At 53.6% G+C, this 20,337-nt stretch carries 25 protein-coding genes; 18 read left to right on the top strand and 7 right to left on the bottom strand.

The features are described 5' to 3' along the window. The first annotated feature begins 17 nt into the window (after positions 1 to 17). The 8 genes from D9K61_RS00940 (at position 18) to D9K61_RS00975 (ending at position 7,931) form a co-directional block, all read left to right on the top strand. On the top strand, positions 18 to 1,514 hold the full coding sequence (locus tag D9K61_RS00940; protein ID WP_120631387.1) for an aldehyde dehydrogenase: 1,497 nt from the start codon (positions 18 to 20) through the stop codon (positions 1,512 to 1,514). Positions 1,515 to 1,531: 17 nt separating this feature from the next. Beyond that, a complete protein-coding gene (locus D9K61_RS00945; protein ID WP_216825726.1) occupies positions 1,532 to 2,416 on the top strand; it encodes a D-2-hydroxyacid dehydrogenase in 885 nt (294 codons plus the stop codon). Next, positions 2,416 to 3,621 carry a mandelate racemase/muconate lactonizing enzyme family protein gene (locus D9K61_RS00950; RefSeq protein WP_120631389.1) on the top strand — a complete coding sequence of 402 codons (1,206 nt, stop codon included), beginning with the start codon at positions 2,416 to 2,418 and terminating at the stop codon, positions 3,619 to 3,621. The genes D9K61_RS00945 and D9K61_RS00950 overlap by 1 nt, the downstream gene beginning before the upstream one ends. A gap of 35 nt (positions 3,622 to 3,656) precedes the next feature. After that, positions 3,657 to 5,153, top strand: coding sequence for an aldehyde dehydrogenase (NADP(+)) (locus D9K61_RS00955; RefSeq protein ID WP_120631390.1), 1,497 nt, complete (start codon positions 3,657 to 3,659; stop codon positions 5,151 to 5,153). A 188-nt stretch (positions 5,154 to 5,341) separates the two neighbouring features. Beyond that, the gene (locus tag D9K61_RS00960; RefSeq protein WP_162946674.1) at positions 5,342 to 6,304 is read left to right on the top strand and encodes a sialidase family protein; all 963 of its coding nucleotides are present in this window, start codon (positions 5,342 to 5,344) and stop codon (positions 6,302 to 6,304) included. A 149-nt stretch (positions 6,305 to 6,453) separates the two neighbouring features. Beyond that, positions 6,454 to 7,134 carry an IS6 family transposase gene (locus tag D9K61_RS00965; protein WP_120631392.1) on the top strand — a complete coding sequence of 227 codons (681 nt, stop codon included), beginning with the start codon at positions 6,454 to 6,456 and terminating at the stop codon, positions 7,132 to 7,134. A gap of 59 nt (positions 7,135 to 7,193) precedes the next feature. After that, positions 7,194 to 7,478, top strand: coding sequence for a GNAT family N-acetyltransferase (locus D9K61_RS00970; protein WP_256386737.1), 285 nt, complete (start codon positions 7,194 to 7,196; stop codon positions 7,476 to 7,478). 6 nt (positions 7,479 to 7,484) lie between these two features. Continuing rightward, the gene (locus D9K61_RS00975; RefSeq protein ID WP_162946675.1) at positions 7,485 to 7,931 is read left to right on the top strand and encodes a hypothetical protein; all 447 of its coding nucleotides are present in this window, start codon (positions 7,485 to 7,487) and stop codon (positions 7,929 to 7,931) included. On the opposite strand, the gene D9K61_RS00980 is transcribed toward D9K61_RS00975, so the two are convergent. Both D9K61_RS00980 and D9K61_RS00985 read right to left on the bottom strand, forming a co-directional pair. Then, entirely contained in the window at positions 7,926 to 8,435 is a 510-nt protein-coding gene (locus D9K61_RS00980; RefSeq protein WP_120631395.1) for a DUF6653 family protein, read from the bottom strand. The two genes, D9K61_RS00975 and D9K61_RS00980, sit on opposite strands and share 6 nt — an antisense overlap. Positions 8,436 to 8,615: 180 nt before the next feature. Continuing rightward, positions 8,616 to 9,428, bottom strand: a complete 813-nt coding sequence (locus tag D9K61_RS00985; RefSeq protein ID WP_162946676.1) for a helix-turn-helix domain-containing protein — start codon at positions 9,426 to 9,428, stop codon at positions 8,616 to 8,618. 193 nt (positions 9,429 to 9,621) lie between these two features. Here D9K61_RS00985 and D9K61_RS00990 point away from each other — a divergent pair, with 193 nt between their 5' ends. The 3 genes from D9K61_RS00990 to D9K61_RS01000 are packed head-to-tail and all read left to right on the top strand — an operon-like array spanning position 9,622 to position 11,215. Next, positions 9,622 to 10,338 (top strand): deiodinase-like protein, encoded by a 717-nt coding sequence (locus D9K61_RS00990; protein ID WP_162946677.1) that lies wholly within the window; start codon positions 9,622 to 9,624, stop codon positions 10,336 to 10,338. Beyond that, positions 10,332 to 10,586 (top strand): hypothetical protein, encoded by a 255-nt coding sequence (locus D9K61_RS00995; RefSeq protein WP_120631398.1) that lies wholly within the window; start codon positions 10,332 to 10,334, stop codon positions 10,584 to 10,586. Before D9K61_RS00990 ends, D9K61_RS00995 begins: the two co-directional genes overlap by 7 nt. Before the next feature lie 5 nt (positions 10,587 to 10,591). Next, on the top strand, positions 10,592 to 11,215 hold the full coding sequence (locus tag D9K61_RS01000) for an L-2-amino-thiazoline-4-carboxylic acid hydrolase (protein ID WP_162946678.1): 624 nt from the start codon (positions 10,592 to 10,594) through the stop codon (positions 11,213 to 11,215). 254 nt (positions 11,216 to 11,469) lie between these two features. Here D9K61_RS01000 and D9K61_RS01005 read toward each other — a convergent pair whose 3' ends face one another. From D9K61_RS01005 to D9K61_RS01020, 4 genes are all read right to left on the bottom strand, one after another. Further along, positions 11,470 to 11,907 carry a DMT family transporter gene (locus tag D9K61_RS01005; RefSeq protein WP_120631400.1) on the bottom strand — a complete coding sequence of 146 codons (438 nt, stop codon included), beginning with the start codon at positions 11,905 to 11,907 and terminating at the stop codon, positions 11,470 to 11,472. A 423-nt stretch (positions 11,908 to 12,330) separates the two neighbouring features. Then, positions 12,331 to 13,227 (bottom strand): DMT family transporter, encoded by an 897-nt coding sequence (locus tag D9K61_RS01010; protein ID WP_120631401.1) that lies wholly within the window; start codon positions 13,225 to 13,227, stop codon positions 12,331 to 12,333. A 237-nt stretch (positions 13,228 to 13,464) separates the two neighbouring features. After that, complete coding sequence (locus D9K61_RS01015; protein ID WP_120631402.1) at positions 13,465 to 14,049, bottom strand: NUDIX domain-containing protein; 585 nt, start codon at positions 14,047 to 14,049, stop codon at positions 13,465 to 13,467. 6 nt (positions 14,050 to 14,055) lie between these two features. Continuing rightward, positions 14,056 to 14,898 (bottom strand): N-acetyltransferase, encoded by an 843-nt coding sequence (locus tag D9K61_RS01020; protein ID WP_162946679.1) that lies wholly within the window; start codon positions 14,896 to 14,898, stop codon positions 14,056 to 14,058. A gap of 287 nt (positions 14,899 to 15,185) precedes the next feature. On the opposite strand from D9K61_RS01020, the gene D9K61_RS01025 reads away from it, so the two are divergent. After that, the gene (locus D9K61_RS01025) at positions 15,186 to 16,085 is read left to right on the top strand and encodes a LysR substrate-binding domain-containing protein (protein ID WP_120631404.1); all 900 of its coding nucleotides are present in this window, start codon (positions 15,186 to 15,188) and stop codon (positions 16,083 to 16,085) included. Positions 16,086 to 16,098: 13 nt separating this feature from the next. Here the strand turns inward: D9K61_RS01025 and D9K61_RS01030 are convergent, their stop codons facing one another. After that, positions 16,099 to 16,545 (bottom strand): Lrp/AsnC family transcriptional regulator, encoded by a 447-nt coding sequence (locus tag D9K61_RS01030; RefSeq protein ID WP_120631405.1) that lies wholly within the window; start codon positions 16,543 to 16,545, stop codon positions 16,099 to 16,101. Between the two features lie 123 nt (positions 16,546 to 16,668). On the opposite strand from D9K61_RS01030, the gene D9K61_RS01035 reads away from it, so the two are divergent. The 6 genes from D9K61_RS01035 to D9K61_RS01060 all read left to right on the top strand — a co-directional run bounded on the left by D9K61_RS01035 (position 16,669) and on the right by D9K61_RS01060 (position 19,946). Continuing rightward, on the top strand, positions 16,669 to 17,508 hold the full coding sequence (locus D9K61_RS01035; RefSeq protein ID WP_120631406.1) for a PhzF family phenazine biosynthesis protein: 840 nt from the start codon (positions 16,669 to 16,671) through the stop codon (positions 17,506 to 17,508). Further along, entirely contained in the window at positions 17,505 to 17,903 is a 399-nt protein-coding gene (locus D9K61_RS01040) for a nuclear transport factor 2 family protein (RefSeq protein WP_120631407.1), read from the top strand. The genes D9K61_RS01035 and D9K61_RS01040 overlap by 4 nt, the downstream gene beginning before the upstream one ends. Before the next feature lie 88 nt (positions 17,904 to 17,991). Continuing rightward, a complete protein-coding gene (locus tag D9K61_RS01045) occupies positions 17,992 to 18,390 on the top strand; it encodes a RidA family protein (RefSeq protein ID WP_120631408.1) in 399 nt (132 codons plus the stop codon). Between the two features lie 32 nt (positions 18,391 to 18,422). Beyond that, positions 18,423 to 18,992, top strand: coding sequence for a LysE family translocator (locus D9K61_RS01050; RefSeq protein ID WP_216825727.1), 570 nt, complete (start codon positions 18,423 to 18,425; stop codon positions 18,990 to 18,992). A 74-nt stretch (positions 18,993 to 19,066) separates the two neighbouring features. Then, positions 19,067 to 19,516, top strand: coding sequence for a MarR family winged helix-turn-helix transcriptional regulator (locus D9K61_RS01055; protein ID WP_120631410.1), 450 nt, complete (start codon positions 19,067 to 19,069; stop codon positions 19,514 to 19,516). Next, positions 19,509 to 19,946, top strand: coding sequence for a GFA family protein (locus tag D9K61_RS01060; RefSeq protein ID WP_120631411.1), 438 nt, complete (start codon positions 19,509 to 19,511; stop codon positions 19,944 to 19,946). Before D9K61_RS01055 ends, D9K61_RS01060 begins: the two co-directional genes overlap by 8 nt. Positions 19,947 to 20,337 lie beyond the last annotated feature (391 nt).

Here is a 20,337-nt window from a genome sequence, read left to right on the forward strand (position 1 = left end):
CGCGTTAGGAGAAAGCCATGAGCCTAACCCTCGAGCAAACCACCACTATTGCCGACAACCTGAACTATGCGACACAGGCGTTTATCGATGGAAGCCTGTGTGATGCTGCCGACCAGACAAAATTCATAACGATGAACCCGGCCACGGGTGCGCCGTTGTGTGAGGTGGCCCATTGCAAGGGCGCGGATGTGGACGCAGCGGTCAAAGCCGCCCGGCGCAGTTTTGACGATGGCGGATGGTCGCGTCGCGCCCCGGAAGAACGCAAGGAGGTGCTGCTTAAACTGGCATCCCTTGTGCGCGAGAACGCGCATGAACTGGCAGTTCTGGAAAGCCTGGACAGCGGCAAAACCATCACCGATTGCCTGCATGAAATCGGTAACGAGGTCGCCGATTTCTTTCAGTGGTACGGAGAGTTGGTCGACAAGACCTTTGGCAAAGTCGTGCCAACCGGTGAGGATGCGCTGGGGCTGGTGGTGCGGGAACCGGCGGGTGTCGTGGGGCTGGTGCTGCCCTGGAACTTCCCTTTGCTAATGGCGGCCTGGAAACTGGCGCCTGCACTTGCGGCGGGATGTTCCTGTATCGTCAAGCCCGCCGAGCAGACGCCGCTAACCGCGATACGTCTAGCGGAACTGGCACAACAGGCCGGGGTTCCCGACGGGGTTCTGAATGTCCTGCCCGGGCTGGGTGAAACAACAGGGCAGGCAATCGGTCGCCATCCTGACATCGATATTGTTTCGTTCACCGGGTCGACCGAGGTTGGCGGTTACTTCCTGCGCTATGCCGGTGAAAGCAATCTTAAAGGCGTTGGTCTGGAAATGGGTGGCAAGAGCCCGTTCATCGTTCTCGATGATGCCGCGTTGGATGACGATTTGATCGAGCATGCCGCGACTTCGGCGTTTTGGAACGGCGGTCAGAATTGTTCGGCCAACATGCGCCAGCTTGTGGATCAGAAAATCGCGGATGAGTTTGTCCACAAAGTGACTGAACGAGCCAATGCATACACCGTTGGCAATCCGTTGGATCCCGCAACGGATATCGGTGCGATGGTTACCCAGGAACATATGTCGCGGGTTACGGGTTACATCGATGCTGGTAAGGCAGAAGGTGCCGTGCTCCAAACTGGCGGTCAGAAGGACGGTGATGGTTATTTCGTGACGCCAACTGTATTCTCTGGGCTTACACCGGACATGACCATTGCGCGCGAAGAAATTTTCGGCCCCGTTCTGGGTGTTTTACCTGTCAAAAACCTGGATGAGGCGCTGCACGTGGCGTCCGATTCTGAATACGGTTTGCATGCAACCGTTTTTACCAAAGACATCGACAAGGCTCTGAATCTGGCACACCGATTGCCGGTCGGAACGGTATCGGTAAACGGTTTTTCGGAGGGGGATATCAAAACCCCATTCGGGGGCTTCAAGAAATCGGGGTCCTTGTCCCGTGACAACGGCACTGAGGCGATGGAACAATATCTTCAGACCAAGACAATCTGGATCAACCGGGGTGCTGCGACTTGACGTGTATCTCTGTGTGTTTGGATCTTTCAAAGGACCAATTGGATCGTTTGCAGGGTGCGGTCGGCAACGCGGTACTTGTCAGCGCCACAGATCTGCATCGGTGTGAGGTCGCCTTTGGAAATCCGCCAGCCGATGCGGTGGCAGGGGCCAACGCCCTGCGCTGGATACAGTTGGAATCTGTCGGGTACGGAGAATATCTGGATATTGATTGGGCAACGCTTGGGGAAACAATAACGCTGACAAACCTGGCGGGCTTTTTTGCCGATCCGGTGGCCGAGACAGCTCTGTCGGGCATTCTGGCGCTTTATCGCGGGATTGACGAACTTGTTCTGTTACAGGCGCAAACCAAATGGGTCGGAGACCCGGTCAGAACCGGACTCAGAACTCTGCGGGGTGCACATGTCGTATTGATCGGCGGAGGGAGCATCAACCAGCGACTGACCGAACTGCTTGCACCTTTCGAATGCAAAATATTAGCCGTCAGAAGTTCTACACCGCTGGAAATTCTGGATCAGGCGCTGTCATCAGCGGATGTTGTTGTTGCGGCCGTGCCGGACAACCATCAGACGCGCGGGTTGTTCGATCACGATCGCATCGGACGATTGAAGCCGAGCGCCATGTTTGTAAATTTGGGACGTGGAAGCCTGGTTGACGAGGCCGCGCTGGCCGAAGCGTTGCGACACCGGCGCATTTTCGGTGCAGTGCTGGACGTGACCATAGACGAACCGCTGTCGGCGGATCATCCGTTCTGGACCACGCCCAACACCCTATTGACCCAACATACTGGTGGCGGAACCACCGATGAGCTGGATCGTAAGATCGATCTGTTTCTCGACAATCTCACCCGCTACCGCTCTGGCAAACCACTGTTGAACGTGGTCGACATACAACGAGAAGTCTAATGTCTAATAAAATTGCGAATGTCCGCTGCATCCTGCTCAGCTCTCCTTACGCCGACGCGGATGATCCGGAAATCAAGGAATGCTTTCCCAACGGTCCCAAACGTACCATCGGGATGGTAGAGGTCACACTCGAAGACGGAACAACCGGGATCGGCGAAGGCTATCTGGCCGTGTTCGCCCCGCTTGTGTTCAAATCCATTGTCGAGCTTTGCACCCCGCAAGTGATTGGAAAAGACGGGTTCGATATTGCCGCACGGGTGCGCGATCTGCGTTCATTGTGCGACTACTGGTCGTTGCAAGGTGCTGCGCGACACGTCATTGCAGCGTTTGAAATCGCTTTGCAGGACGTCAAGGGCAAGAGCCTTGGAAAACCCGTCTATGACCTGCTTGGCGGTGCCAAATCGGACTCTATTCCCATCTATGGCTCTGGCGGGTGCTGCGATGCGAAAGAGCAATTCATTCGCGAACTGGACCTGCTGGATAGCCTTGGCATCAAAACCTATAAGATGCGGGCCATCAAGACCGATATCCTGCGCACTGTCTGGGTTTTGGAACAGGCCGGAAAACGCGGCATCCAGGTTGGTGTCGATATGTGTCAGAACCTCGCAGACCCCCCGCAGGAAGTCGATGAAGTCGTGGCGTATATCGAAGCGGTTCACTCCCGTACCGATCAGAGAATAATCTTCGTCGAAGAGGCGATTGGTCCCGACGCGCCAGAGGGCTTCAAAGCCTTGAGACAGCGCACCGATGTTCAGGTTTGCGGAGGAGAAATCATCACCACCCCGAAAGAGATGATCGAGCGTATCAACAATGACGTTTATGATTTCGTGCAGCCTGATGCGTCGGTAATGGGGGGCATCTCAGCCGTCATGGATGTTTTTGCAGCGGCGAACGTTAAAGGCACCGACGTAGTAGTCCATGCTTGGGGCGGGGCGGCTGCAATCATGGCGAGTTACCATGCAGCGTTCGCCGCCGACGGCAAGCTGGTAGAATTCCCAATGCTGGATTTCCCGCTGGGCCGAGAGATGATGGGCGATCAGGGAAAAATTGTTGACGGAAAACTCTTACGCCCGTCTGCACCTGGTTTGGGGTTGGAACTTACGGCAGATATGGAAGCACGATATCCGTTCGATGAAACGGCGGTCTATTCCTGTGCGCTGATCGATTTTGGACCCCCACCGGACAGCTATTGGAGCAAAGACTGAAATGGCAGCGCAAACCCATCTGAAATGAGAGCAAAATGGCCCTGAATGGTAAACACTTGATCGCCGGAGAATGGATCGGAGGGTCCGAGACGTTCTGCAACGAGCCCGTTGACGGACCCGCAGACAACTTCTTTCGCGGAACTGAAGAACACGTGAACCAGGCGGCGGTAGCTGCCGAAGATGCATTTTGGTCATATGGCTATTCGACTTGCAATGACCGAGCGTGCTTTTTACGCACTATCGCTGATGAAATCGAAAGCCGCAGTCAAACCATTATCTCGATGGGTGCCCAGGAAACGGGCCTACCTAAAGCCCGACTAACTGGCGAACTTGGGCGAACCACAGGGCAACTGCGGTTATTCGCGAACCACATCCAAAACGGTGTATATCTTGATCGTCGTCACGACGAGGCCCTGCCTGATCGTACACCACTACCACGCGTCGACCTGAAGATGGTGCAGCGCCCGATTGGCCCTGTGGCGGTCTTTGGTGCATCCAATTTTCCGTTGGCGTTTTCAACCGCGGGCGGCGATACAGCAGCGGCCCTGGCCGCAGGCTGCCCGGTTGTTGTCAAAGGGCATTCAGCGCATCCCGGCACTGCTGACATTGTCGCACAGGCGGTTGAAGCCGCGATTACCAAATATTCGATGCATCCCGGCGTTTTCAGCCAGATTCAAGGCGGCAATAGATCGGTCGGATATGCATTGGTCACGCACCCAAACATCAAGGCAGTCGGTTTCACAGGTTCCTTGGCCGGAGGGCGTGCCCTGTTCGATCTATGTGCGTCCCGTCCCGAACCAATTCCGTTTTTCGGTGAATTGGGATCGATAAATCCCGTCTTCATTTTGCCAAACGCCTTGTCGTCTCGTGGCGAAAAAATTGCCCGGGACTGGATAGCCTCACTAACTCTCGGCGCGGGGCAGTTTTGCACCAACCCCGGCATAGCCATCATTGTTGAAGGCCCGGATGCAGACCGTTTTGCGGCAACTGCAGCTCAAGCGCTGTCGCAAGTTGGTGAGCAAATCATGCTCAGCGAAGGTATACTGAATGCCTATCGGCGTGGTTGTCAGCGCCTGACGGATATCGCTGGCATTGACGTGTTGCACCAAGGTCCTAGCGGGCTTTTGTACCAGGCGACATTCGGGGATTGGATGACCCATGAAACGCTTGGTGAAGAAGTTTTTGGCCCCTTTGGCGGGATTGTTACGGTTTCGTCTGTTGATCAGGCGCTTGATTTCGCCCGCAAATTGGACGGACAACTCACTTGCACCCTTCAATTGGATGAGGACGACCTAGCAGTTGCTGCGAAGTTGCTGCCGGTACTGGAACGAAAAGCAGGAAGAGTGCTCGCGAATGGCTTTCCGACTGGTGTCGAGGTTTGTGATGCCATGGTACATGGGGGCCCCTATCCAGCATCGACAAATTTCGGGGCGACATCTGTCGGCACTCTGGCCATTCGCAGGTTCCTGCGACCTGTTTGCTATCAAGATATACCGGCGCAGTTATTGCCGAATGAATTTTCGGCAAATTAGCATACAAAATGGTTCCAGAATTCGAAGTTGTAGAGCACAGAACCCTCTACTCCGAACCCTACGCATATTGCGCTCATCCTCACACCGTCCAATTCGCCTCTGGTCGGTGGCTGCTTGTTTTCAATCGGGTGCCGAAACGTGAGTACCTGCTCCACCCACCGCAAGACCCCCTTTACGCCAATTATGTCATGCGATCTGATGACGAGGGTGCATCTTGGTCGGCTCCGGAACCTGTACCCCATTTCGGATGGACCGGCACCGAATGTGCGGGCCTGACCGTTCTCGGTGGCGACACCGTTCTTCTAAATCAATGGAAGTTTGATTGGTATCCAGCATCGACGGTTGAAGCTGGGCAAGCAAACGACATTACCGCAACTCCCGCGCAGATTGCTGAGTCTTTAAAAATCTCCCCCGAGATATCGCAATGGTCTTGTCCAGACGAAGACCCCCGAAGCCATTTCCCGTGGTACCGTGGGCGTGGGAGTATGTGGGTTCGTCTTTCCCATGACGCAGGGACGACTTGGGATCAGGCCACATCCGTAGACGTATCTCCACTTCAGGGCGCCTATGGAATGCGCGGAGGTCAATTGCTTGAAGACGGGTCAATTTTCCTGCCGCTGAGCGACGTTCCAGACTACAAAACTGTTTATGGAATTAAGTCATTTGATCAGGGGAGGACCTGGTCCAAGCCAATTGTGATTGCGCGCGGGGACGGATGTGCTTTCGAGGAACCCGCAGGTTACGTTACCAGAAATGGCCGCCTGGTTTTGCTGATCAGAGAGTCCGATAGCAGAACGCTTTACAGAGCGCACTCTGATGATTGCGGCGCAACGTGGTCCGAACCGTCACCTTTGGGTTTGCCAGAGTTTCCGGCCCATGCCTTCCGACTGCGCTCGGGGCGGCTGGCAATGGTTACGGGTCGGCGAGTTCCACCATATTCGATCCAAATGTATGTCGCCTCGGATGATGACGAAAGCTTTGACTTTTCAGCGCCAATCGTCGTGCGGGCTCTACCCAACCAGGACGCGGGATACCCTTCTGCATGCGTCATGAAAAACGGTGATGTTGCGGTTTTTTACTACGCACGCCTGCACGAAGCTGGCCCGACGGCCATCCATCAAACCATTTTGAGACCTTCGTGCGTCAATTGAACGTGAGATATAACGAGTACTCTTTCATCGTTCCGTTTCACGTTTAATCGTGACGCCCGACAGGCGGATCTGTTGCAAACTTTTGCGATTGACGCTTATGGAGATTGCGAGTGAATGGCTGCCGGTAAAATTAAGTCGAAAGCCAATTCATGATCTCTTTCAAAGGTGCACAGTATCCGAAATATGTGATCCTATTCGCAGTATTCTTCTATGTTCGATACGGCGTGTCATACCGGGATCTGGAAGAAATCATGGCAGAACGCGGCGTATCGGTTGATCATACGACACTGAACCGTTGGGTGACACGATACTCAGGCGCAATTGCTGATGTAGCGCGCCGCAGGAAAGGACCATGTGATCGCTCCTGGAGAATGGATGAGACTTACATCAAGGTGAAGGGTACGTGGGTCTATCTCTATCGGGCCGTCGATAAATACGGCAAGACGCTTGATTTCATGTTATCACCACGTCGAAACAAGCCTGCCGCGACGAACTTCTTCGCTCGGATGCTGGAGGTCAATGGTTTGCCACGGAAGATTGTCATCGACAAAAGCGGAGCTAACACGGCTGGCATCAAGGCCATAAACAAGATGCTGAAAGGCTTTGGTTGCCCGATCCCGATTGAGATGGTCAGGCGGAAATACCTGAACAACATCGTGGAACAGGACCATCGTTTCATCAAGAGACGCATCCGGCCAATGCTAGGGTTCAAGGCGTTTGCTTCAGCGGCGGCAACCCTCGACGGAATCGAAGTGGCGCACATGATCCGCAAAGGTCAAATCACGCCCGGACTCTGTCCATTTCTACAGTTCGCAGAACTGGCGGCCTAACCCATCGGCACAAAAGCGGGTTTCCGAACAACCGCAAACTTTGCAACGGAACCATTATTGTGGGGTTCATTTCCATGATTGGTACGGAAATCGGTGGGTTGTTTGTGACACCTCACATGCACGGTCGTGGCTTTGGCCGACAGTTGGTTGATCATGTCGTGGCCCAAAAAGGGCCGTTAACCGTTGAAGTCTTCAAAGACAACAAAATTGGATTGCCCTTTTACAAAAAATATGGGTTTTCAACCTTTGCAGAGGGTCTGTTTGAAGCGAGCGGGGATGAGACGTACAAGATGGCGATGCATAATGCGCCAAAACAGGAATCTGCGAACCACAAGCAGGCTTAATTTGCAATGAACACTTCATCTAACTCTACATTTGCAGAACTTGTAGAACAGCAAGTTCAGATGCTGAGCGCGGGGCGACCGTTAGACGCCTTTGACAGGTTTTTTGCCTCTGCGGGTAAGATGTACGCAAATGATGAGATTTTCGCAAAAGATGCAAATGAAGGCCGCCGCAAGCAGGAACCTTTTATTGCGTCTGCCAAAGCGATCCGTGGCGTCATCGTCGATTTACATATCTCTGAGGCTAATGAAATCTGTGTGTTTCGCAATCAAACTTCCTTTGAAGCATCAGATGGGCGATGGCATCAGATTGACGGGCTTTGTTGGCAACAATGGTGCAATGGGCGAATTTCGGAAGAGCGATATTATGATGGTGAAAAAATGAGGGACCTGATTTCTATTGGTATACTTTCGACGCCTGAGGCGTTCAGAAACGGGTTGCGGTCTTACTCATGAAGCGGGGGAACCGGTAGATTCGGTGCGGTTCGCGGATGTATCTGCAAAAAGCCAAACCATGCGGTCCAGAAACCAAAGCTTCGCTCCCATGGTTGCTACCAAACCAGTGAGGACCAGTCCCAAATCAAGTTGCCACAGGCCATAGATCAAAATTGCCAGCCCGACACCTGCGCCCCAGTTCAAAAGGCGCCCCATCTTTACATGATGCGCCGGAATAGGCGTGGCCGTTTTTGCCAGCCAAACCCGTTCGCCCAATACACCCTTGGTCATCCACGCGTCATTATGTGTGGGCGGGCGAAACAGTCGGGGATTGAGCCATGTCCAAAGAACAACCGCCGCAATCGGCCAAAGAGCATCCCATCCCAGCCAAACGCGACTCCAAATCGCCAGACTGAACAAGGGAAGAATGGTCATCCGGGTCCAACCACTCCACGGGTTCGAATGCTTGATCCAGGTCTTGTCATCCATCCCCAAATGCCGCTCAGCGAACTGTCCGATATCCATGTTAATACCCCTATCTTGACCGTTCAGATGAGCCGCTCATGGGTCTCGATTTTTACCGAAAGCCTTCAGTCACCCCTGTACCTAAGTTGGGCGCATCACGTGTTATAGAATGATTGCGACATTCACCGGACTGGTCGTGGCTTGGCCAACGTGACCAAAACACACGTTACATGAATGCCCTTAGAACCGTTCTCTCAAGAGGCGGTAGCACCAGAATGGCTCTTCAGTTTCGATCATCTTATTGAGACGGGCGGGTGAAAATCCGGTTGAGCGGCGTACAGCGCGCCCCATGTGGGACTGGTCGGCATAGCCTGCGTCGCTGGCAAGATCCGCAAGCGGTAATTGCGGGTTGGCAGTCTTGCGGTGATGAAGTGCATCCATCGCGACGGCAAATTCTATTTGCTGCCGTGATTGGCCGGTCCAACGACGAATATACCTTTCAAACGTGCGCATACTCTGTCCTGCCGACGACAGGGCGACTTTTGCGAAAAGATGACGTGACCAGTCGGTCAATCGATCAGAGCCCGTCCAATCGGACACCCCATCGCGATGCCGTCTCTTGGTCCAGCGAGGTGCAATAAATCCGCAAAAGCTTTGCCAGTTCTCATCTGCGTCTCCGTGCGGCGTGAAGGCCTGAAAGGCTGACATCAAGAACTCGGGCATCTGGGCCTTCGCGGGCTGGTCCGCCAGTGCCGCCCATGCATCGGGATAGAAAGCAACGGAGACAGCAAAAGCATCGGCCGGGCTCCAACTGACAATCGGTTGCGCCTGCGGCAGCGTGATGGAGAATTTCGGAAGTTTTGGTTTGGTCTTTGTGTCCGCGATGCTGACGCCGAGTGCCGTTAAGTGGAGGTTGCCTTCAATAATATATGTCGCCGTCACCAGAGGGGTCACCGGAAAGTAGTTGAAACGGTCGTTATCCGACAGCTTTGCGCCACGAATGTCACGCAAGACCGCCGCAGCAACACAACTGGCCAGCGCCTTGGGGGGCATCAATAACTTGGCCCTTGCTTGCAAATGATCATCTCTCATGTCGCAATTATTCTATATCGTGTGTCGCCTGCCTCGCTAGAGTTTGTTTGTTCTGCAAGCCAACGGGGTCATTATCAGCTTTGGTTCACTGATGGTCGCTTTGCAGTGTGAAGGGCGATCTGGACAGGCTTCATCAAGCGCAGGGAGGCGTAGAATGGCAGGCTACAACTACGACAACTTCTCATCTGAGGATTACGACTTTGACCAATCAACGGGCCCCGCGCCCGGAGAAAAGGCCCCGGATTTCGAAATAGAAACGGTGTCGGGCGAGAGAAGGAAGCTCCTCGATTTTGATGGCGAGTTTCTGGTCCTTGAGATGGGAAGCCTGACCTGCCCGCTCTTCCAGAGCCGAAGGGGTGCGATGGAGAGGCTTCACCCGACAAACCCACGCATATCCAGTGCTGTTTTGTATGTCCGAGAGGCGCATCCCGGCGCGGACATTCCGCAACACCGTAATCTTGAAGAAAAAAGGACCTGCGCGACGCGGCTGAGTGAGGAAGACGGTGAAACCCGCACCATCTTCATCGATAATTTCGATGGAGATGTGCACAAGGCATATGGCGGTATGCCCAACACGCTGTTCATCATCAACAAAAACGGCTGCGTGGTGTTCAGGGCGGAATGGAACAACACAGTCGCGACACGACGTGCAGTTGAGGCATTGCTCAGTGATCAAGCCATCGTGCCAAAGAGCTATTTTCGACCGGGTCTACCGAGCGTGACCCTTCGCACCTTAAAGCGCGCTGGCCAAGGCTCACTGGCAGATTTCCTCAGCAGTTTTCCGTCGATGTTATGGAATAACCTGATCAAACGAAATCTGCGTGTCCTGTTTAATCGACGGCCCGTTCTCGGGCGCGACACGGCATGCTGAGAGCTTTTCTCTACCTGCTTGGAGGAATATTTCTGCTGGGTCCGATTATCATCTGGGCGCTGATGTCATCGATGAGCTGCGCCTATGTTACGGCTGCACAAACCTGTTCGATACGCTGGAGCAGCTTTCTGAATCCTGAATTTTACACGCTCTCTGCGGTTCCCTGGTTGATTGGAGTGGTTTGTGTGGTCGGTGCAATCCGGCTGAAACCGTCACCTGACCTGAAAGACGAAGGCCGCGAAGGATGAGGAGATTGGTCGCGCATATCTGGCAGTATGAATTCGTTTGGCGTTTGAGAAAAGCATCAGGAACCGGGATTACCCGCAGTGCGTTGAACAACAAGATATCGTTGCTGAACAGAAAGAAATTCCCGGGCAGCGACGCCGCCGCTCGCTTCAACTGGATTCTTGCCGGAAGCCTGCATGCCGCGCACCTTTACTTTGAAGAAGAGGAGGGATTTGAACCTTCGCAGGCACGCGCCACCTCCAAACATGCCTTTGCGAGAACTGGGACTTGGGTAAGTCGGAGCCTGATTAAATTCTGGCTCTGGATAGAGCCGGACCCTTTTGCCGGCGTCGCGAGAAGGGGCGCAACCTCGCTCGCACAACAGATGTGGGGCGATGCCATGAGGCTTGAAGAGCGGCGCACAGTTGGTGTGATTTCCTGCTGCGTTCTGAAGTGCCCGTTCAACGAGTATTTTCAGACTTCGGGGCGCCCAGATATCACACCGACCATTTGTGAATGGGACGCTGCTTGGATGATTGCAGTCAGGCGGTCGAAAAGACCGATAAATGTCGAGTTGAGAAGCACATTGGCGTCTGGCGATGCCTGCTGCGAGTTCGCGTTTGTAGATCCGCGTAAGAAGAACGTATCGTGACAGCCAAAGCAGTCATTGGCGCAGTCGCAGCGAATTTACGCTTTGTCCCGCGATCTGTAAGTTCGATCAGCGTTGGATTTTGCGCCTGCAGCGAATGTCCAGAAAGCGGGCTGCAACCGTAGAATCGTGGACCTGTGCCGGACGGCAGCTGTGGGCCGTGGGCGAAATGGTAAGGTAGGGCGCCTTCTCATCAAACTCGATATTTTCGAAGGACAGCTGCGAGCCCAAATTGAACCTCGATGATCGACTACAATTTAGCGAAGCATCAGATAAGCACCCGCTAGTAGCAGGATGGCAGCCGCAATCCGTGATAAATTGATGCTTCTGACGGATGCATCAAATAAGCCGAAGTGTTCGATAAGCAGCCCCACTAGAAGTTGGCCGACAACAACCAATGCAATCGCCGATGTTGCCCCCAGTTTTGGAACTGTTTGACTGAGGGTTAGGTAAAGAATCAAACCGAAAATGCCACTTCCCAGCATATACCAAGGTAAGTGCCTCCATTCGCTAATGTTTTCTCCGCCACGGGCAATCAACAGCGCAAGCGACGCAACAGCTCCTCCGAGGTGGACTATGAAGCTTCCAGCAGCGCCACCAATTCGATTGCCCATGGAGCCTGCGATTTGAGCCTGCGCGCCAACAGCGAAGCCGCCTGCAAGACCAATTCCAACAATCAGGAGAGTTTCGAACATGAGCACCTCAAATTTTTGGAGTTGAGGCAACCTTATCTACCTTCGATCAGATGTTCGAGCGTAAATCCCGATGGCAGCTCTGTCCGGAGGCTGTGTGAAAACTCTGGTCGTCCCGTGAAATAGGCCAAAAACACCCTTTATGTGCGTCTCTCGCGCTTCTGAAAGAGCTTTTGCAGAGGTGCTGAAAACGAGAGCGACGAGAGAGATCATAGTCCGGAGTTTTCACACACCCTCTCCGCGATGTGTGAGTTCGACGGGCCTACTACCTCGCAACTGCAGCGAATGGCGGCTAGTCGGGCTGCGTCCGCAGCATCGCGACCCGCCGCAGTGCGTCGGCTTAGGGCCGGTCTTCATATCTGTCAGGTTTGAGGCAGACGGTATTCTGCACTGCCTCGAAGCTTAGCTTAGAAGTTTGTCACACGTTTAGGCTATGCGGGTCTCTCTTCTTTTTGTGACTACAATTGCGGCAAGGACAAAAGCGCAAGCAATGGCTTGAGGCGTTGTTATTGCCTCGCCAAAGGCAAAGAAGCCTACTGCAAACATTGTGGGCAATTCTATGCTGCCAGCAATCGCAGTCTGGGAGGCGCCGATCATTGGTGAGCAGACAGTGTAAATAAGCTGAGGGACAAGCGCTGTGACTAGACCTATTCCAACAATCAATAGCCAGTCGGACGGGTCCTGCGGAAGTAACTCAGTCATTTCAGCAGTCAAAACAAGCGGTGCAAGACCGAATATGGAGCCAAGGGAAACTGACGCGATACGTGCCAGTGGCGCGATCCGAGATAGCCGATGCACCAGTACGCAAATGCCAAATCCAAATCCAAACGGAGCCGCAAGTGCGATCAGCAGCGTTGGTATGTACTCTTTGGATGCGGATGCGGGTGACCCTGCAATGATTGCTGCCATCACGATCAGACCAGAGGCCAACAAAGCGCGGCGCGTGGGTGCATCAGCGAACAAAACCCAAGCGATCACAAGAGTGAACACAGGATAAGTCATATAGAGAACGCCCACGGTCGATGCGGGTAGCGTCTCTAGCGCCGTCGCGTACCCGATCCATCCAAGTCCCATCACCGCACCTGCTGACAGACCCCAGACAATCACGCGCCATGCTTTTCGGTGTGAGATTAGAACTGGAACTAGCAGGACTGCCGCAACAATGTAGCGATAGAATGCAACTGCATAAGGTGCGATGCCCTGCTCAGTCAGCGCACGGCTAAAGTACGGAACCAGCCCGAAGCAAACGGATGCAAAAAGAACACCAAGCATTGCTAGGGCATAAGGAATGGCTGACTTTTCTTGCATCGAAGTATTTGTCATGTACTGGAGCTATCATGCGATTTCGGATATGTCTTTAGAGGGGTGTTGAAAGCTAAACTGGTCCCTTGCTCTGCGAGTTAGAACAGGTTTTGACTGTGTAGGCGCTACGATACTCTATAATGCGAGTTGCCGTTGTTGCATCGAAAGTAGCCGCTGGCTGGTCAATATTGGCCAGGATCGAATTTTGCCAATACCGCTTCTCATGGTGCTAAATCACTCAGGTATTGCCAAAGTAAATTACGGGTATTCAAGACTTTTTTGGAGGGTTTCGATCATTAGGTGTTGGAGCAGGATGATCGTCTTTGCGTCACGAATGTCGCCGCTTTCAATCATCTTCATCGCGTCGGAAAGAGAAACTTCCAAGACCTCAATGTCCTCTCCTTCTTCGAGCTTGCCGCCGCCGACGGCAACCTGATCTGATGCTGAATAGATACCTTTGAAAAAGGAAAGATACTCGGTGACGGAACCAGGACTCATGTAGATGTCGAACAAATGCGTCAGCGTTGGCGTTTGAAATCCCGTCTCTTCGAGCAGTTCAGCGCGCATCCGACCGCCGGCGTCCGATCCTTCCAGCAGTCCCGCGGGGGTCTCGATCAGGGCCTCGACACCACCATTCAGAAACACCGGCAGCCTGAATTGACGGGTCAACAGGACGCAAGTCGTTTCGGGATTAAATAACAGGCAGGTTGCGCCATTGCCCCGGTCGTAGGTTTCACGCGTCTGGCGCTGCCACTCGCCGTTTCGGCGACGCAATTCGAATTCGTATCTTGTCAGAATCCCCCAATTGTCCGATAGGACTTCAGTTGAGATCAGCCGAAACATCCGTTTTCACCTTTCGATTGCGTCGGTGATGTGCATGCTCAATTCGAACTGCGATACCGTAGGTTCAGCACCTGTTGCTTGAAGAAAAGCGTGGAAATCATCCGACCTGCCATCAACATTTAGCAAACGCAACTTGTCACCTGGGTGACAGGCTGCAATCAATGACTGCGCAATTCCCTCGCGACGGCGGTCTTTTCGGACCCCAATCTGGGCAATGGTTCGCGTTTCGGGGATTGCAACGACATAGCCCGCCAAACCGCGGGCGTCTGATGCGGCCCAACATTTAACTTCATTAGCAACCGCCGCAATCGCGTCGGAACTGTTTTGCCAGGATGGCAGTACCTCTGCCAACGCCTGCGCCTCGGTTTCGATTTCTGCCCAGAACGTCTGCTGCACATCGTGTTCGGGTGATCCCGGCAAAGGCGGCAGTTCATAGCACTCCAGTCGTCGCGTAATTTTCATTCCCAAGGCAGAGTAAAGATCGAATGCTTTTTGGTTGCCTGTCAGAACTTCGGTTTGGAAGTTGGTGATGCGTTCGTTTCTTAAGCCAACCAAACAGTCTTCAGCAAGCTGACGAGCCAGCCCCTGACGCCTGAACTCGGGGCGTGTTCCACTTGAGATCAGGTAAGCATGGTTGCCGCGCACAGACATCAACCAGATTGCCGCAATTTCTCCTCCGACGATTGCAATGCGTGAGGCCTTATAGCTCAAGCCGCGCTGCCGCATCATAAGGTCAAACTCTCGGTTCGACAGTTCCATCAGCACCGCGTAATCCGAAAATGCCCTGTTCATCGCCTGGCGCAGGACATCATCTGAGACATGCTCGGCTGTTTTGATTTCAGCGTTCATCATCACCAACTTTGGCTACTTTAGTATAACGGGCGCTGCGGAGGATCAGCGAAGTCCATACCGATGTCTTTCTTCATATGACTTGACCAATACTGAATGTCTTCTGTTTGGGGCCTCCGTCTTGGAGAGAGTAGGGAGTTAACATGGAACAAAGCCAGAAATCGTTTTAATAGCGGCGGAGTGAGCATATCACTCTCCCATTTGATGAGTTGATGGTTTAAGCTGATCCGCGCAGAAAAATATGAAATTAACCAATTTGTATTGACGAAGAGGCATAAGGGTTATTTATGGTTGATCGAACCACTTTGCCTCCGCTGGCTGCAATCCGGGTCTTTGAAGAGGCCGCGCGGTGCAAGAATTTCACACTGGCGGCAGACAAGCTTGGGATGACCCAAGCGGCCGTCAGCTATCAGATCAAGATTCTTGAGGAACGGGTTGGCGCACCGCTGTTCATACGTGAAGCCCGCGGTGTGTCACTGTCAGAAATCGGAGATGTATTTGCTGAGAAAGCCACCGAAGCCCTCAACATCCTGAGCGATGCCTTTGCCGAAGCTAAGGGTATTTCGCAACAGACATTGGCAATTAGTGTCATCCCAACATTCGCTACCAACTTCCTGGCGCGAAAGCTGGGCGGGTTTCAAATGGAAAACCCGAACATCGCGGTTCGAGTTGAAGTCAGCGAAAGCCTGGTTGATTTTTCAGCCAGCGGTTTTGACGTTGCCGTACGCGGCGGTCAGGGAAACTGGCGCGGGCTGGCGAGCCATCTTCTGATCCCAACTCGGTTTACCCCGATGCTCAGCCCGGACTTGGCCGCCACGATCGGGGGCGTCCACACGCCTGAGGATCTTTTGCGGCTGCATATCCTCTCGCCCGCAGACCCGTGGTGGAACCGTTGGACCGCAGCTGCCGGATTAGAGGGCACGGATCTGACCGGCGAAGTTCGGCAGCATTTTGGCCCCCAGGTATTAGAAGCCAGCGCCGCGATTGCAGGGCAAGGTGTTGCTATGCTGACACCCGCTTTTTTCCAGGATGATTTGAAAAGCAACCGGTTGATACAACCGTTCGATCTGACCTGCGAGGATGGATCAGGGTACTGGCTGGTTTTTCCCGAAAGTCATCGGCATTCGCAGAAGATCAGGACATTCAGGAAATGGTTGGACAGAGAAACGCAGGACTGGCGCACCTGATCAGGTCGCCTGCCTAGTCCAAGGGCGGCAGCCTGCGCTCGAAGACGAATGATTTCACGATCGAAGTGTTCGTTTCCGCACGGTCATGAAAAGGCAGAAGAATCTCATCCAACTCTGCCACATCTTTCAGCAGCAGCCGGGTGACGTAACAATCGTCACCGGTGACCCGGTCGCAGGACGAAAAACGGGGTTGTTCCTCGATCATCTTCTCAACAATGTGCAATTGCCCGCTGCGTGGTTTGATCCGGACAAGAGCCTGAATTGTATAGCCAAAGCGACGTAGGTCTATCTGCGCACCAAACCCGGTAATGAAACCGTGGTATTGCAGGCTGCGCAGACGTTCACCGACAGCCGGACCAGTGAGGCCGACCGCCTTACCGATATCGGAAAGGCGAGTACGGCCATCAGATTCGAGGATCTCTACAATTTGGCGGTCCGTTTGATCCAGTTCTTTCGACATGAAGGAAGACTATCCAAAATGGCATCGGTACAAAAGAGATTTTAGAATTCAGCCATCGGAAACGCTGGGACATTCGAACGACATCTCCCTTAGGATTTTGACAACGATAGACAGGAGTTTCCCATGAACATTCAACGTATTGCGGCGTTCAGCCAAGGATCAGAGGGCGGTAACCCGGCAGGGGTTGTGCTCTTGGAGAACGCAGTCAGCGAACACGATATGGCGCGCGTCGCAGCCGACGTTGGGTATTCCGAGACCGCCTTTGCCGTGGCGCAGGATGATGGGGGCAAAACTTGGCGGGTACGCTATTTCTCACCGGAAACCGAGGTGCCGTTCTGCGGCCATGCCACAATCGCCCTTGGCGCAGCACTGGGTGAGCAAAACGGTTCAGGCACCTATACGCTCGTTCTGAACGACGCGAAAATTACCGTGGACGCCGAGGCTACGGCCGAGGGTATGATGGCCACCTTGTCATCACCGCCGACGAAAAGTCGTGCAATGACCGAGAGTGAGACTCGGGATGTCATGGCGCTCTTTAATTTGACGTCAGAGGATCTCGATCTTCGACTGCCGCCGGCGCATATTCACGGTGGCGCCAACCACGTCGTGTTGCCTCTGAAGGACCGCGCGCGGCTCGCGGCGATGGACTATGATCTGGACAGGGGCCGCTCAGTGATGCGCAAACATGATCTGGTGACAGTGATGTTGGTGTACATCGAAGATTATCAGTCCTTTGAGGTGCGCAACGCGTTCGCCTCGGGGGGTGTACTAGAGGATCCAGCGACTGGTGCCGCCGCCGCTGCCTTTGCCGGTTACCTGCGTGACAGCCAATGGCCCCATAGCGGTAGCTTCACTATTCGCCAGGGCGAAGACATGGGTAGCCCGTCCCTAATCAAAGTCACGTTGGACAATACGAAAGGCGCATCGGTGCTGGTCTCGGGCAGGACACGGGATATCCTATGAACAGCCTGCCCGGCATCATCCAATCTTATGTCGATGCCTATAATCGGATGGATGTGGCGGCCATGTTGGCTTGCCTTTCGGATGACGTCACATTTTGCAACATCTCCGGTGCAGAGGTCACGTCCGAGACCTCTGGCAAACAAGCATTTGCGGAACTGGCAAGCTTTGGCGTTCAGGCCTTTGCAAGCCGCCACCAAAAGGTCGTGAATGTCATAACCGTCGCAGATACCACGTTGATCGAAGTCGACTATTCTGCCGTGGTTTCCGTCGATCTGCCCAACGGATGGAAAGCAGGACAGAATTTGCAGTTTCGTGGTGCGTCGGCATTTCGCATCGCGGGCGGTTTGGTGGTCAGTATCGTCGACCAAAGCGGACACAGCCAAAAAACAGGCTGATGTCGGGCAATCTCGTTTTGTTGGTCCTACCAGCAAACCCAGTCTAACCGACTGTGGCCTAAACGGCGACTTGGAAACGGAGCAATAAATGATCACACGATTGGCCCCAAACACATTGCGCGTTGTGCCGGAGCAGTATCAGGGCATTTATGTACATGGCACTCAGATTTCGGCACCAAAGACACTGATTTGTCTGTCCGGACAGATTGGTGTTTCACCCGTTGGCGAGACCCGTGAAGGGTTCGAACAACAGTGTTATCAGGCGATGAATAATGTCGAAGCTCTGCTTGCAGATGCTGGGCTGGGCACCGCCGACATTTTGCGTGTCATTTACTATGTGACCGAAGCTAAATACCTGCCGGCGCTGTCCAAAGCTCGTCAAGCTCGTTGGAACCAAGGGAACGCTCCTGCGGTCACCACATTGGTTGTGGCAGGTTTGGCTGCACCCGATCTTCTTGTCGAGATTGAGGTGACCGCTGCGCGGTAACCGTGATGCCAGATCAAATATGGGCACTTGTTATGTTTGCCTTGGTAGCCACGGGCTCTCCAGGTGGTGCAACCACGCTCGCCGCTGCATCCGGAGCGCGGTTTGGATATGGGCGCAGCGTTCCGCTGATCTTGGGTATTGCGCTTGCGCTTGCCGGGTTGGTGGCTGTGTCCGGGGCCGGTCTGGCCACGACACTTCAAACAGCTCCTGTCCTGGAATTGAGCATAAAGGCCGTGGGTTCCATATATCTGATATGGCTTGCCGCTAGAATTGGCCTGGCCGGTCCTCCAATGCCAATGCAGTCTGATGAGGAAACTCCTATCAGTCTTGTGGGCGGCGTCATGCTTCTCATGATAAATCCGAAAGCCTGGGCTATGGCTTTGGGTGTTGCCTCGTCGTTTTCCAAGCTGGCCAGCGGTCCCATACTGCTCAGTGGCCTTATGGCGCTTGTGTTCGCTCTTTCTGCATATCTGTCGCTGACCTTATGGGCGCTGGCTGGCGGCCTGGCTGCGCGCGCGCTGAGCGCCGATTGGCATTGGCATTTGTTTAACGGAACTATGGCCGTCCTGCTAATCGCTTCAGTCTTGCAGTTGTGGGTTTGAGAATGTTGCCTGCAGATCAAGTTACATATCCGTATTGACATCATAGATGTCAATATGACATTAATAGTGTCATTATGAATGATTCGACAAATCTCTACAACTTCATTCGGCTTGTCCGCCCGCTTTATAAGGTTCTGGAAAATGCTGTTGCACGTGAATTGGATGGCACCGGGCTGACCGTTACGGAACGGGCAGTGCTGGAGAGACTCCATGATCATGGACCACTGTCTGTTCCACGGATTGCTGATCGGTTAATCGCACCGCGGCAATTTGTTCAGAAGACCGCGAATGCGCTGATTGAAAAGGGGTTTGTCGAGCGCCGCCAAAACACTGCGCATCGCCGTTCAAAGCTCTTGGCACTGTCACCAAGTGGGGCTGAATTGATCGAAACTGTTTTGGCACGCGAGGCGGTTAACATCGCGCGCGTTTCAGAATGCTTGTCCCCCGAAGAGATCGCGATAGCTATGCGCGTCACAGAAGCGATAATTGAAGGGTTTGCCGAAAAGGAGACGAAGGATGACTGAAGTCTTGGAAGGAGAGTGCCTTTGTGGTGCCGTTAAATACCGCGTAAGTGCTGCTCCAATCATATCGGGCGCTTGCTATTGCCGTGACTGTCAGAAGACATCTGGCGGTGCGGAGGCCCATGGAATGATGTTTCCTGAATCAGCGGTGACCATTGTACAAGGCACACCATCGACATTCGGGCGCAAGGTCGACAGCGGAAACGATGTGTTTCGGCAGTTTTGTCCGGATTGCGGAGTGCACGTCATATCCTGGAATAGTGCAGCGCCAGAATACAAAGCAATCAAAGTCGGAACGTTGAAGGATCCGTCGGTTTATCAAAGCCAGGGCAGTTTATGGGTTTCTTCAGCTCAATCCTGGCACCACCCTAACCCGAAGTTGCCGCAACATTCGAAGATGCCCTGCGTTATGGAGCTGTCGACTGCTCCGTAAGAATTTGGCTCCTTCATTGTTCTACTGGTGGAGGAGTGAATTCGTAGGTTTTTTAAGCCGTGAGTCGTTCACCAGTTCCGAAAGACGACTGATGGTTAGGATCGATCCCAACGCATGAATTTGAATACCCATTGATTTTGCGTGTGCAGCGAATGTCCGAAAAGCGGACTGCGTCCGCAGCATCGCGACATGCTGCCGGATGTCGTGTGTGGATGTATATGGACCCCGCCTTATTGCAACGGTCTGTATGGTCTGGTTCAGGATCACGATTGCTGACGTATATCCGGCTTCTTTGAGCGGCCCAATATTTTGTCGCCGCGAGCCCCGATGGATTTCCGCTTGCTTCTCCCTCATTGGCTCCAAGGCGTTAGCATTGCTGCGCCGAACAAGC

The organism is Ruegeria sp. EL01, assembly GCF_900313035.1.
Classification (GTDB): Bacteria; Pseudomonadota; Alphaproteobacteria; order Rhodobacterales; family Rhodobacteraceae; genus Ruegeria.